This window comes from Chryseobacterium takakiae (genome assembly GCF_900129385.1).
GTDB classification, from domain to species: domain Bacteria; phylum Bacteroidota; class Bacteroidia; order Flavobacteriales; family Weeksellaceae; genus Chryseobacterium; species Chryseobacterium takakiae.
This window is the reverse complement of the sequence record NZ_FQVO01000003.1, coordinates 116,954-129,514: the sequence shown is the minus strand read 5'-3', so window position 1 is coordinate 129,514 and position 12,561 is coordinate 116,954. Positions and strand designations below refer to the sequence as shown.

Genomic DNA, 12,561 nt, shown 5'->3' with positions numbered 1-12,561 from the left:
CGGCTTTTCGCCGGGATTTTTGTTATATTTGTGTACTTTAAAAAAGAAAAAATTAGGATATGGATTTTTACAAAATTTTCCTTAGCGCCCACAAAGGCTTCGGGTATTTAGAATTAGTTTTAGTCGCTTTATTTACCGTTGCCCTTTTAACGGTTATGTTTGGTTTCAGCGGTAAAGTGAACAAATTCTTGAAGAAAACAACACTTTTCACGATGATTTTCTTTCACGTTCAGTTTTTAGTGGGAATTTGCTTGCTGTTAATTTTTTCACCAGGCTTTAAAGCAGCTCTGGATTCAGGAACCTTAATGAGTGATTCTTACGCAAGGTTCCAATATGTAGAACATCCGTTTTCTATGCTGATTGCGGCCGTTTTAATGACGATCGTCAACAAAAAAGTAAAAGCCAACCCTACCATCTCTTTAGGAGTGGTGATTATGGGACTGATCGCGGTAGGTTTATTTGCATTCGCGTTCCCGTGGACAAGAGTCTTCGGGGCATAATATATTAACATAAATAATTTTTAAACAAATCAATGAAAGTAGCTGTAGTAGGTTCAACAGGAATGGTTGGACAAGTTATGCTTAAAGTTCTCGAGGAGAGAAACTTCCCTGTCACAGAATTAATCCCGGTAGCATCCGAAAAATCTGTTGGTAAGAAGGTGAAGTATAAACAGGAAGAATTTACGATTGTAAGCATGAAAGACGCTATAGCTGCCAAACCTGATATTGCCATTTTTTCCGCCGGAGGTTCTACATCACTCGAGTTTGCGCCGCTTTTTGCCGAAGCAGGAACAACCGTGATCGACAACTCTTCCGCATGGAGAATGGATCCTGATAAAAAGCTTGTCGTTCCGGAAATCAATGCAGATGTATTGACAAAAGAAGATAAAATCATTGCCAACCCAAACTGTTCTACCATTCAGCTGGTGATGGTTTTAGGACCGTTAAATAAAAAATATGATCTGAAAAGAGTAATCGTTTCTACCTACCAGTCTGTAACAGGTACCGGTAAAGCAGCTGTAGACCAGCTGAATTCCGAGATCAGCGGAGATGAAACCATTGCCAAAGTATATCCTTATCAGATCTTCAAAAATGCTCTTCCTCACTGCGACGTTTTTGCAGATGATGATTATACCAAAGAAGAGATTAAGCTGATGAAGGAACCTAAGAAAATTTTAGGGGACGATACTTTTAACCTTACAGCAACCGCAGTACGTGTTCCCGTTCAGGGAGGCCACTCGGAAAGTGTGAACATTGAGTTTGAAAATGAGTTTGACCTTGATGAAGTAAGAAAAATCTTATCCGAAACTCCGGGTGTTGTAGTGGTGGACAACGTGAAAAACAACGAATATCCGATGCCTCTTTATTCCGAAGGAAAAGATGAAGTTTTTGTAGGAAGGATAAGACGGGATCTCTCACAACCCAAGACCCTGAATCTCTGGATTGTGGCAGACAATCTGCGGAAAGGCGCTGCAACCAACGCAGTACAGATCGCAGAATATCTTGCAGCCAACAACTTAGTATAAACTAACAAACATAAAAAGAGTCTCAGAATTGAGATTCTTTTTTTTATCAAACCTATGAACATTCAGAAAAGTAATAATAAAGATAAATTGGCCTTTCAGAAGCTTATTGCCGCTTTTGGAGTCATTCTTTTTATAGCGAAAATCATAGCCTGGAAGCTCACCAGTTCAGATGCCGTATTTTCCGACGCCATGGAAAGCATTGTCAATGTTATCAGTGCATTTATGGGACTGTATTCTTTATATTTAGCAGCGAAACCTAAGGACGAAGACCATCCCTACGGACATGGAAAAGTAGAGTTTGTAACATCAGGAATCGAGGGCGCCCTGATCGCCATCGCAGGTATTATGATCATTTATGAGGGAATCAATAGCTTGATTGTTGGAAAAGTCCTTCAAAAACTCGACTGGGGAATTGCCATTATCGCCGCGACCGCAATCATCAATTATCTTTTAGGATATATTTCCATTAAAAAAGGCAAGCACGAAAATTCACATGTTCTTATTTCATCCGGAAAACATCTTCAATCCGATACCATTACCACATTGGGTGTAGTGGTTAGTTTGATTGTGGTCTATTTTACCAAAATTTATTGGCTGGATTCCGTTGTTGCACTATTCTTCGGTTTTTACATCATCATTATAGGCTATAAAATTATTCGTAAATCGCTAAGCGGGATTATGGACGAGCAGGATCCAGATCTTCTGAATCAGATTATTAAAGTTCTGGAAGAAAACCGCCGCACGGAATGGATCGATGTTCACAACATGAAAATCCAGCAGTTTGGTGCCAATCTCCACATCGACGCCCATATTACATTACCCTGGTATTACAGCCTTCGCGATGCGCACAATGAAATGGAAAAAATGATTATTCTTCTGGCAAAAAATACCAAAAGAAGCGTGGAGTTTAATTTTCATATGGACGACTGTAAGCCTATCTCATGCCCTATTTGCCAGATTGCCGACTGCCCCGTTCGAGAACGGGATTTTGTAAAAAGAGTAACCTGGACTCCGGAAAATGTAACCTGCGTTGATAAGCATACGGCAGAATGATATTTGTAATTATCAATCATCACAATTCTTGGTTTGTCGAAGACTGTATTTCTAGTAAGAATTTAAATTAGTTATACTTCTATCTCTGCTCCATTACCCTTTTTCGATAATAAAACAAAGGAATAATGAGTAATAAAATCAAAGGCTGGATCACAAACCTTCTCATATAGAAAGAAAAGAGATAACCCGACTCAAACCGATCAGAAATACAATAGAGATAAATTGGAAAAGTAATGGCAAAAACAATGACCATTAAAAAAGCTCCCTGTATAGTCCACCGTTTATTATTGAACCAGAAATGAATAATTAAACAGGAGAAGAAAAGATTTAGAAAAAACCTGAACAGATTACCGGCTATCAGCTTCCCCCATTCAAAATCAGGAAAATGCTGGTTTTTATTGACTTCGCGAAAATAATCAAGGAAAGGGTCATAAAAAAGCCTGTCCTCCAAAACCCGTACGGCGATAAGACCGAAAACACCTAAAATAACGACAAACCAGCTAAGAATTTTCATTTTTTTAAAGCAAAGAATTTTATCCAGACCAGCCAGAGGAGGACAACAGTTCCGTAAATAACCGCCGGGAAAACAAAATCATGAAAGGCTTTACCGTACTGCTTGTAATCAGTCATTACAATATTCAGAGCTACAATCCGGAACAGGTTCATTATGTAAAGCACCATCAGTCCTGCCAGCATGAAAACAAAAGTTTTAAAACCTTTATAGAAAGCAAAGATAAATGCTGTAAAAAGAATCATGACTGATATTGCATTGCATCCTTCCACCATTCGGGTAGGATAAAAATTTTTTACATAAAAATAAACCTGCTCTCCCTTTATATCATCATAAAGCTGAGTAGGATACCCTAGATAATTCTGAACATCTTTTACCTGTTCCGTAATGAGACGCGAGAAAGGATCAAGACCTTGATAGCGGAAACTATTCAGGTAATACTGGTAAGCAAGGAGCAACACCACGTACACAATGACGAAGCGCAACAAAATGTTTAGCACCGGTTTAAAATCCTTTAACATGTAACAAAGATAGAAATTAAGCTGTAATTTACTATATTTGTTTTGCTTATGAATGTTGAGAACGCTAAACGGTTTTTTGAAAATATTACAGAAAAAAAGTCTTCTGAGTTTATCATGCTAGCTCAAAGTGGCTCCTCGAGAGTAAATTTTTTCGCTAAAGCCGACAAAAAGTTTATAATTACTTACAATGAAAATATTGCAGAAAATGAAAGTTTTCTGTATTATTCGAAAATATTTTCGGATCTAAAACTCAATACACCTGCGATTTTTGCTGTTTCTGAAGACCGGAAAATGTATATCCAGGAATATCTGGGAGAAAACACCCTTTCTGATATCATCACCAAAGAAGGTTTGTCTGAAAATGTAAAAAACTTAGTTCAGCAGTCCTTGGAAAAGCTTTATCAGCTGCAGATAGCCACGCAGGATAAAATCAACTTTAAAAAAGCCTTTGAATACGAAAGCTATGATGAGCTTCCCGTCATTCATGATCTTTATTATTTTAAAAATTTTGTGGCCGATGTTCTCGAACTGGAATATCACAAATCTGCTTTGCTGAAAGAGTTTAAAAAAATAGCCGTATTGATAGAAAGTCTTGAACCCAAAGGTTTGATGATCCGCGATTTTCAGTCCAGAAATATAATGGTGAATAAACTGAATAAGGTTTCATTCATTGATTATCAATCTGCTATGAAAGGACCTTTCATGTATGATGTAATCTCATTTTTGTTTCAGGCAAAAGCCAATTTTCCGGAAGACTTTAAAAATGAGATGCTGAATTTTTACATCCATCAATTTGAGAGCGAAACTACAAAACAGGATTTAAAAAAATCCATAAAACCACTTCAATTAATGCGTTTTCTACAGGTACTCGGAGCATATGGCTTCAGAGGTTTGATCCAAAGAAAGACACATTTCATATCAAGTATTGAAAAAGGAATTGAAAATATTACAACATTTGCAGACAGTTGGGAGAATATGAAAAATTATCCCGAACTGAAAAAAGTAATAGGACAGCTCAACCTGCCGAAAACCCGGTTAAAAATTGAAGGGCTATTAAAATAAAAAATAGCCTTTGACAAGTTCAGATTGACATTAATTGAAATTATTTGAAAATTGACGATGTCATCCTGAGCGCGAAGCAGTCGAAGGATCTTTTAAGGTAGAACTTAGATTCCTACGGAATGACAAAAAAAATAAACAAAACCTTAATGGTTAAATAAATTAAATAAAATAGAAATGCTACACATCGACATACACAGTTTTTCCTATAAAAAAGGTGGAATTCCCAAAGACACAACAGGCAACGGAGGCGGTTTTACATTCGACTGCCGCGGTATCGTGAATCCCGGGAGAATTGAAGAATATAAAATCCAGACCGGCAATGATATCGGTGTTCAGGAATTTCTCGAAACAAAAACCGATATGCCTAAATTTTTAGATCTTATCAAAAACCTTATTTCCATCAACATAGACAATTACCTGGAAAGAGGATTTGAGAACCTTCAGATCAATTTCGGGTGTACCGGAGGACAGCACAGGTCCGTATATTCCGCCATAAAAATAGCCCATTTTATTGAGGAAAAATATGGTGATAAAGTAGAAATAAGCCTTCACCATGACGAACAGCATCAACTTAATTCATAAATGATAAGCGATAATTTATAAATGATTTTAACCCTTTTTTATAGATATCAATCATCATTCATCACTTATCAATTCTAAACAATGAAAGCGTTAATTTTCGCTGCCGGCAAAGGCACAAGACTGAAACCATTTACCGAACATCACCCGAAAGCATTGGCAAAAGTGAATGATATTCCGCTTTTGGAAAGAAATATTAAATATTTAAAAAATTTCGGGATAAATGATTTTGTCATAAACATTCATCATTTTGGAAATCAAATCGTTGATTTTTTAAACAGGAATAACAATTTCGGGTGTAAAATTGAAATTTCAAATGAATCTGAAGAATTGCTGGAGACGGGAGGCGGCTTAATTTTTGCTAGAAAATTCCTCGATCATGGAGAAGATTTTTTGATTATGAATGCTGATATTCTTACTGATATGAATATCACAGAATTTGTAGAATATCATAAAAAGATAAAAGATTTTGCTACATTAGCCGTTTCGGACAGAGAAAGCTCCCGTAAATTGCTTTTCAATGATGAGATGATTTTAAGAGGCTGGCTTAATGTACAGACCGGTGAACAAAGGCTTGCAGAGTTCAACAAAGGCTTCAAAGCATTAGCTTTCAGCGGAATTCACTGTATTAATCCTCTGATGTTTGACAAAATAAAAAGAACGGGCAAGTTTTCCGTGATGGAGGAATATCTTGACCTTATGCAGACGGAGCAAATTCATGGATTTGTACATGACAGCATATTGATTGATGTAGGAAAGCCGGAATCAATAAAACAAGCCGAAAAATATTTTAAATAAGTTGAAATGGGAATTGAAGGAACCAGAGATGAGAGTTTGGTAAATCCTGAACTTGACAGCAATGATGTAAAGCTTCAGAACAGTCTGCGACAGAAAACATGGGACGAAACCATTACCAAGGATAGTTGGATGGTCTTTAAAGTTATGGCTGAATTTGTGGACGGCTATGAAAAACTGGCCAAAATTGGTCCGTGCGTTTCTATTTTCGGGTCAGCAAGATTAAAACCGCAGAGCAAATATTATAAAATGGCGGTGGAAATTGCAGAAAAAATCACAAAGCTTGGTTTCGGGATCATTACCGGAGGCGGACCCGGCATTATGGAAGCCGGAAATAAAGGCGCTTTCAATGCGCAGGGCAAATCAATCGGACTTAATATCGATCTTCCTTTTGAGCAGCATTTCAATCCTTACATTAATAGATTATATTCCATGAACTTCGATTATTTCTTTGTAAGAAAAGTAATGTTCGTAAAATATTCACAGGGTTTCGTTGTAATGCCGGGAGGATTTGGTACCCTGGATGAGCTTACGGAAGCATTAACATTAATTCAGACCAATAAAATCGGAAAATTTCCGATTGTTTTAGTAGGATCTGAATTCTGGAGCGGCTTGCTGGATTGGTTTAAAGCCACTTTACTGAAAGAAAAAATGATCAATGAAGCAGATCTGGATCTTTACCGGGTGGTAGATACAGCAGATGAAGCAGTAGCACATATTAAGGCATTTTATGACAAATACTCTGTTAATGTAAACTTTTAATTGGCATATTATTTGTCACTTTTAATAAACAATCATGATTGTAAAGCGATTATCTAAGATGAAAAATTATTTTTATATATCAGGAATATTAACACTTTTTGTGTTAATGAGTTTCATGAATGTAGACTTTTTCTCTTCAATGACAAAAGTGGACTATATCGAGGGAAGCAAAACCCTGAAGTTCACCACGAAAATGAATACAAACCATATTTCCGACGCTATTAAAATAAACCCTAATACGGCAGCATTTGAAGCAGAAGTAAAAAAATATGTAAATAATAATTTTGATGTGTATGTCAATGGCGCTCCTAAAACAATAACGTTCACCGGAAGCCAGGTAAGTGGAGAAACAGTATGGGTATATTTTGAAACGGGAGGCGTTTCAGACATCAATACCTTAAGAATTAAGAATACCATACTCCTCAGTGCTTTTCCTAAGCAGATTAACCTTGTGAATATTGCGTACAAAGGCAGTCAGAAGACAATGAATTTCCAGCGGGGGAAAGAAGTGAATGAGGTTTCCTTTTAATTTTAAAAATATAATATTATATAGCCACTGCAGATGCGGTGGCTTTTATTTTCATTTAATATAAATCATCCTAAAATATCATCATACAGGGATTTATTGCGTAAAAATACGCAAATAAAATTTCAGCATTTATACTCTATCATTCTCATTTACAAACATATAAATTTGCTATGTAATATTACACAACCAAAAGTGGAGATCAGAAACCACTATAAATAACGAGGCGGTTTCCGAAAAGCCAAACGAGTAGGAAAACCAAAAACAAAATAATACAATGGACTTAGAATTAAACTCATCGAGCCAGGAGATTGATGTCTTGGTAGTAATTGACACCGACTATGTAAAGTCAAATTATCCGAATCCAAGTCAGGATCCCAACAACCCGACAGGAATTGATCACAACAGTCAGCATATGATTGTATCAAACACAAATGCACTTTCAGGACAGGGTACCGCAGATCTAAATTTCAGTGCAAAGGCAGGGGATGAAGTGTCTTTCAGAAGCACTTCAATATCTCAGAATTCAGATGATGCAGTAATTATATACAATATTAAATACTGGTCCGGCGATCAGGTATTTAACACATTTGTATATGATGCTGTAACGAGACAACAGGCTGTGGTTCCCAATTATAATTCGGCAAACGGGCTACCTGCAAATACTGCCAATATTACATTCTCAAGCTTCGATTCTAAAGTAAGAAATACCGGAACTGAGAATTTCTATGTACAATTTGCACTCTATCAGCTAGATCCAAATAATAGTAATAATCAGATATTATTTGGTTATTATTACTGGGATCCAACGATTACAGTAAAATAAGGCAAACTTGATCCTTTTATGAATTTAAAATCATTGAAATAAAAAAGACTGTCCTTATTGGACAGTCTTTATAATATTTAAACATAAATCTTACTGAACCTGAATATTATCCAGCTGAATGGTAGTAGTAACACCACTTCCGTTTCCGGAATATTCGAATAAAATAAATCCGTTACCCGTTAAGGTAGCTGGGAAACTGTAAGTACCTGCAGGTGTTAAAGTTCCGTATCCGCTTGTAGGAAGTACAGGAATTGTAAATGCAGAAGTAATATCTGTTTTGGTAGCCTGTGTAATATCTCCCAGCGGAGTATAGTTTGTCGTGTAATATACTTTTAAAGCATTCCCGTTGAAGAATCCTACGTTTACATCAAACTTCAAATTATTTGCAGCCGTAAAATCAACAGGCACCGCAAAATAGGTGACATATGGTCCTGAACCTGAATTTGCTCCAAGCTGAATATATTTATTGTTACTGAAGGTTTTCAGCTGCCAATATCTGTTTCCTAAAACAGGATCGTTTACATATTTAGGATATACTTCAAGATTGGTAGGATTAGTAGGATAACTTTCAAAATTTTCAAGGAAAGATCCTGAATAAGTGATGGCCGTACCTCCTTTTGGCGGTGTAGCATCTACTCTTGTTCCTGTAAACTTAATATCCGAAATACTTCTGATAAGCATCTGCCAGGTTGAATTATAACGGCTTACTACGAAAGTGATATTTCCATTTCCTGTAGGAAGAAGCTCTCCTCCGGTTTTAAAGAAGCCCGAATTTCTGATCACCGCAGAGTTTCCTAATTTATCCTCAATATTTCTGTCGGTATCTAATCCCTGGCCTCCCGCATCGTAATCGATATATTTTTTCACAGTAGGATAAATTTCAGCAATATTAAACTGAACATCCGGTACAGTAACCAAAGTATTGATTAAAGCAGGGTTTTTAGCTTCAGCCAACGATGCAAGCTGCTTAGGAACAATCGTCTGGATATCCAGTCCGTTTCCGTTACAAACGCCGGACATATATCTTCCGACAAGAGCCTGAGGAACTCTTCCGATTGCATATACAGGATCTTCAGAACCTAATTTGATTGTGCCTCGGTCTGTACCCAGACGTAATCCTTTAGCATTAATTCTGATGTGTGCTCCCACCGGGAAATCTGCAAAATTACTTGACTTATCTACTTCAATCTGTAGCCCAACAGTAGGGTTTGAAGTTTTATCCTGAAAGGAAATGGTTTTATAGAAATTTCCCTGCTCATCGGATGAAACGATATAACCGTCGAAAATTTGATCCGTAGTAATCAATTTATATCCTGAAGAAGGAGTTTGAGCAACGAAGTCAGCCATTGCAATAGTAGGCTCCGGAAATTTATTTGAACATTCGATTGGAGGTGTTTCCCACTCGTCATTCTTCACGCAAGAGGACACAACAGACAATACTCCTACTGCCAGAAATGCCGTTTTTAAAAAATTAGTGATATTATTCATAATTGTTTTATTTTTATTAGAATCTGAATTGTAAATTAACAAAATAAGAACGTCCCTGATTGTACCAGTATTTTGGTCCGAAAGAAGGGGTTGGACTAAGATAATCTGTAGCAAAATCAACAGCTTTAGTCTCCCTTGTCTGCTCAAAGCCACCTGTAATGTATTTTTTATTATCTAAAATATTATTAACAGATGCCGTGATTAAAAGATAATATTTTCCGAATACAAAAGATTTTCCGACATTGGCATTTAAGAAAAATGCAGAAGGAAGTTTTACCGGCTTAAGCAAATCTCGTACGTCATCATTTGTAAGACCTAAATACGGCGTGCTTGAATATGCATTCTGAATAAAATTATTGGTTCTTAATGCCGGGGCCGGATCCAGATAATTATCATCCAGATAATTCCAGTTGGCACCTATCCACCAGTATTTCGGGCTGTTGTAACGGAAGCCTAAAGAGAAAGCCTGCTGAGGCGTACCTCCCTGCTTATAGTTTTTAATATAAGCTTTTCCGAATGAAGTAACACTGCTTCCCGAGGCATCAGATACCAAATAAACATCCGGATTGTTTCTGTACACGAACTGTCCGTAGCTTGCTAATCCTTGTAAGGATAAGGTTGGTAATACTTTAACATCAACCCCCAATTCGGCGCCCATGTTTCTTTTCTCAACATTAGACATTACCTGTGTTACAAAAGCACTCTGAACCTGAGAAACGGTCCCATCCGGATTTGTGTTATTTAACTGAATACCATCGGCAAAGAATCGCTGTACATTTGTTTCATTTTGAGTACCAACCAAATAAGCTGTAGCTCTTACTTTCAGAAAAGGTGTACTTATAACATAACTTAAATCATTTGCTGTGTATACCGTACTTCTGATGGTAGGATTTACAAGAGCATTAATTCTCGGATTAATAAACAAATCTTCAAGGAACGGCGCCTGATTGAACATTGCTCCGTTATATACCAGGAAGTTTCTACCATTGATTCGGTAAATAACCTGTCCTTTCAGACCAAAATTCCAGAAATTATAATCCTTGCTTTTCCCGTAAGAATTTTCATATAGATAGTGCTTAAACAACCCTTCTCTGCTTGAAGAAGAATAACCTGCCAACGCAGAAACAAAAACATCAAAATTTCCAGTCGAAAATTTAAGCCCAGGATTCACTTTTGCCTCCTGTCTTCTGAGAATATAGTTGTACATCATACGGTCTCCAACCTTCACCTCAACATTAGAATCCAGCGTATTGTAGAATCCTGTAGATCCCGGTTTTGCCGTTTCTTTAAAAGGATCTACGTTAATCGCATAATCTCCTCCTAAAAGGTCCTTCACTTCACGGTAAAGTTCAGATCTGTAGTTTTGATAAGAAACGTTTAAAATAAATTTCGTACGGTCATTGAAGTTGTAGGTATAGTGCGTTCCGGCATTAAATATTTTATCATCGCTTACATCATCAACCAGATAAACTTTTGATCGTTTTCCGTTTAATCCGTAAAGTCTGGACATTTCAGCCTGATCTACAACATCAGTCTTCATATTATTTCTATAAATTCTGTCCCAATTAATCTGCGTAACTTCCGGATCTCCGTTTACCCAGCTGTTCATGCTTGTATTGTACCCGTCAATTAAAGAAGTAAACTGACTTGGTGTAAACTGCGGATTATTGGTTGCATTATAAATAATACTGTTGAGATAGTAGCTCGGTAGATTTCTATAGTATGTTGGAGACGGATTGGTTACACCATTCCAGTCTAAGCGGGAACCTCTGTCTTTACCAAGCTGATAAGAAACCGTAGTCCAAAGACTTGAGTTTTTATTGATCTTCCAGAAATCCTGTAACTGGAAGATTGGCTGGAAACCTTTTCTTACCCTTTCGCTTCTCTTTTCTCCATCCTGCCATCCCCAGTAAGAATTGTAATGCACACCCCTATAATCATAAACTTCCTGAGTACTCGGACTTGCAGTAGATCTTCTGTATGGAGAACCGATGAAATTGAAAGTCATCGTATGTTTATCACTGAATTTTTTCTCAACGCCCAGATACGTTCCGTAGGCATCATAGAATGTTCCTTCCTGGATGCCTTCTTCAGCCCATCTTCTCGCTCCCATCAAAGTGAACGCCCAACCGCTTTTGCCCATTCCTGAGCTGTATCGAAGGGATGTTCTGTTTCTATAGTTTCTGTTGGTTAACGATTGCGTAAACTGAAAACCTTTTCTGTACTCACTGGCTTTCGTATTTTTATAAATAACCCCGCTGTTTCCACCGAATGCATATTCTGACGGAGAATGGTTGGTTGCGATTTCAGGATATCTTGTAATTTCATTGAGGCCTCCCCAGTTGCTGAAATCTACATTACCATTATCTGATTTTACCATGGACACCCCATTCATCATCGTTTCTCCCGTTCTGCCATCAATGCCTCTCGGACGGAACCAGTAAAAACCTAAATCAAACGCTGCAATTCTGTTGAACACATCCTGCGAAGACTGCAGCAGGCCTACCGTGGAAACCTGGTTGCTGCTTTCATCACTTTCATCATCACTGTCAATAATTGCTAAACCCTGATCCGCGTTTGTAAGTGTAGAATAAAGAGTAATTACTCCCAAATCCTTTTTCCTCTCACTGTCCATTACATCAAACTCCATTACTTTTGTTTCATAATTCGGTTTGGTAATCACAATTTGGTAATGTCCCGGCATAAGATCTACAAACTGGAAATATCCTATTTTGTCTGCCGTTACATCATTGTCCTTCCCTTTTAGATCTACTTCTGCCCTTTCAACAGGCTTTCCATCAGCATCTTTCAGATACGCAGAGACAGTTGTTTGCGCAAAATAATATGAAGCTGGAAGCAGAGTAAATAAAGAGACTAATGATAGTTTTTTAATCATGAGTATATTTATTTTAA

General features: G+C 37.3%; 13 protein-coding genes. 9 read left to right on the top strand and 4 right to left on the bottom strand.

The features are described from left to right. Nucleotides 1–59: 59 nt before the first annotated feature. From BUA76_RS05565 to BUA76_RS05555, 3 genes are read left to right on the top strand one after another with little or no spacing between them, the layout of a single operon-like run. Nucleotides 60–500, top strand: coding sequence for a hypothetical protein (locus BUA76_RS05565; protein ID WP_072883820.1), 441 nt, complete (start codon nt 60–62; stop codon nt 498–500). Between the two features lie 32 nt (nt 501–532). Further along, nucleotides 533–1,525, top strand: a complete 993-nt coding sequence (locus BUA76_RS05560) for an aspartate-semialdehyde dehydrogenase (protein ID WP_072883819.1) — start codon at nt 533–535, stop codon at nt 1,523–1,525. 54 nt (nt 1,526–1,579) lie between these two features. Then, nucleotides 1,580–2,578, top strand: coding sequence for a cation diffusion facilitator family transporter (locus BUA76_RS05555; protein ID WP_072883818.1), 999 nt, complete (start codon nt 1,580–1,582; stop codon nt 2,576–2,578). Between the two features lie 79 nt (nt 2,579–2,657). Here the strand turns inward: BUA76_RS05555 and BUA76_RS05550 are convergent, their stop codons facing one another. Further along, nucleotides 2,658–3,092 (bottom strand): exosortase F system-associated membrane protein, encoded by a 435-nt coding sequence (locus tag BUA76_RS05550; RefSeq protein WP_072883817.1) that lies wholly within the window; start codon nt 3,090–3,092, stop codon nt 2,658–2,660. Continuing rightward, nucleotides 3,089–3,610, bottom strand: coding sequence for an exosortase family protein XrtF (gene xrtF, locus BUA76_RS05545; RefSeq protein ID WP_072883816.1), 522 nt, complete (start codon nt 3,608–3,610; stop codon nt 3,089–3,091). The genes BUA76_RS05550 and xrtF overlap by 4 nt, the downstream gene beginning before the upstream one ends. 48 nt (nt 3,611–3,658) lie before the next feature. Here xrtF and BUA76_RS05540 point away from each other — a divergent pair, with 48 nt between their 5' ends. The 6 genes from BUA76_RS05540 (at nt 3,659) to BUA76_RS05515 (ending at nt 8,160) form a co-directional block, all read left to right on the top strand. Beyond that, nucleotides 3,659–4,672 (top strand): aminoglycoside phosphotransferase family protein, encoded by a 1,014-nt coding sequence (locus tag BUA76_RS05540; protein ID WP_072883815.1) that lies wholly within the window; start codon nt 3,659–3,661, stop codon nt 4,670–4,672. 174 nt (nt 4,673–4,846) lie between these two features. Then, a complete protein-coding gene (locus tag BUA76_RS05535) occupies nt 4,847–5,254 on the top strand; it encodes a RapZ C-terminal domain-containing protein (RefSeq protein WP_072883814.1) in 408 nt (135 codons plus the stop codon). An 81-nt stretch (nt 5,255–5,335) separates the two neighbouring features. Continuing rightward, the gene (locus BUA76_RS05530; RefSeq protein ID WP_072883813.1) at nt 5,336–6,049 is read left to right on the top strand and encodes a nucleotidyltransferase family protein; all 714 of its coding nucleotides are present in this window, start codon (nt 5,336–5,338) and stop codon (nt 6,047–6,049) included. A gap of 6 nt (nt 6,050–6,055) precedes the next feature. After that, a complete protein-coding gene (locus tag BUA76_RS05525) occupies nt 6,056–6,808 on the top strand; it encodes an LOG family protein (protein ID WP_072883812.1) in 753 nt (250 codons plus the stop codon). A 115-nt stretch (nt 6,809–6,923) separates the two neighbouring features. Next, a complete protein-coding gene (locus BUA76_RS05520; protein WP_317041287.1) occupies nt 6,924–7,337 on the top strand; it encodes a DUF6702 family protein in 414 nt (137 codons plus the stop codon). Between the two features lie 274 nt (nt 7,338–7,611). Then, entirely contained in the window at nt 7,612–8,160 is a 549-nt protein-coding gene (locus tag BUA76_RS05515) for an inclusion body family protein (RefSeq protein ID WP_072883810.1), read from the top strand. A gap of 90 nt (nt 8,161–8,250) precedes the next feature. On the opposite strand, the gene BUA76_RS05510 is transcribed toward BUA76_RS05515, so the two are convergent. Beyond that, complete coding sequence (locus BUA76_RS05510; protein ID WP_072884013.1) at nt 8,251–9,648, bottom strand: M949_1556 family lipoprotein; 1,398 nt, start codon at nt 9,646–9,648, stop codon at nt 8,251–8,253. Nucleotides 9,649–9,664: 16 nt separating this feature from the next. Continuing rightward, entirely contained in the window at nt 9,665–12,544 is a 2,880-nt protein-coding gene (locus BUA76_RS05505; RefSeq protein ID WP_072883809.1) for a carboxypeptidase-like regulatory domain-containing protein, read from the bottom strand. Between the last annotated feature and the right edge of the window lie 17 nt (nt 12,545–12,561).

Excerpts from the sequence above, each read along its gene's own strand:
- BUA76_RS05565 (WP_072883820.1), top strand. The coding sequence starts at position 60 with ATGGATTTTTACAAAATTTTCCTTAGCGCCCACAAAGGCTTCGGGTAT.
- BUA76_RS05560 (WP_072883819.1), top strand. The coding sequence starts at position 533 with ATGAAAGTAGCTGTAGTAGGTTCAACAGGAATGGTTGGACAAGTTATG.
- BUA76_RS05555 (WP_072883818.1), top strand. The coding sequence starts at position 1,580 with ATGAACATTCAGAAAAGTAATAATAAAGATAAATTGGCCTTTCAGAAG.
- BUA76_RS05550 (WP_072883817.1), bottom strand. The coding sequence starts at position 3,092 with ATGAAAATTCTTAGCTGGTTTGTCGTTATTTTAGGTGTTTTCGGTCTT.
- xrtF (WP_072883816.1), bottom strand. The coding sequence starts at position 3,610 with ATGTTAAAGGATTTTAAACCGGTGCTAAACATTTTGTTGCGCTTCGTC.
- BUA76_RS05540 (WP_072883815.1), top strand. The coding sequence starts at position 3,659 with ATGAATGTTGAGAACGCTAAACGGTTTTTTGAAAATATTACAGAAAAA.
- BUA76_RS05535 (WP_072883814.1), top strand. The coding sequence starts at position 4,847 with ATGCTACACATCGACATACACAGTTTTTCCTATAAAAAAGGTGGAATT.
- BUA76_RS05530 (WP_072883813.1), top strand. The coding sequence starts at position 5,336 with ATGAAAGCGTTAATTTTCGCTGCCGGCAAAGGCACAAGACTGAAACCA.
- BUA76_RS05525 (WP_072883812.1), top strand. The coding sequence starts at position 6,056 with ATGGGAATTGAAGGAACCAGAGATGAGAGTTTGGTAAATCCTGAACTT.
- BUA76_RS05520 (WP_317041287.1), top strand. The coding sequence starts at position 6,924 with ATGAATGTAGACTTTTTCTCTTCAATGACAAAAGTGGACTATATCGAG.
- BUA76_RS05515 (WP_072883810.1), top strand. The coding sequence starts at position 7,612 with ATGGACTTAGAATTAAACTCATCGAGCCAGGAGATTGATGTCTTGGTA.
- BUA76_RS05510 (WP_072884013.1), bottom strand. The coding sequence starts at position 9,648 with ATGAATAATATCACTAATTTTTTAAAAACGGCATTTCTGGCAGTAGGA.
- BUA76_RS05505 (WP_072883809.1), bottom strand. The coding sequence starts at position 12,544 with ATGATTAAAAAACTATCATTAGTCTCTTTATTTACTCTGCTTCCAGCT.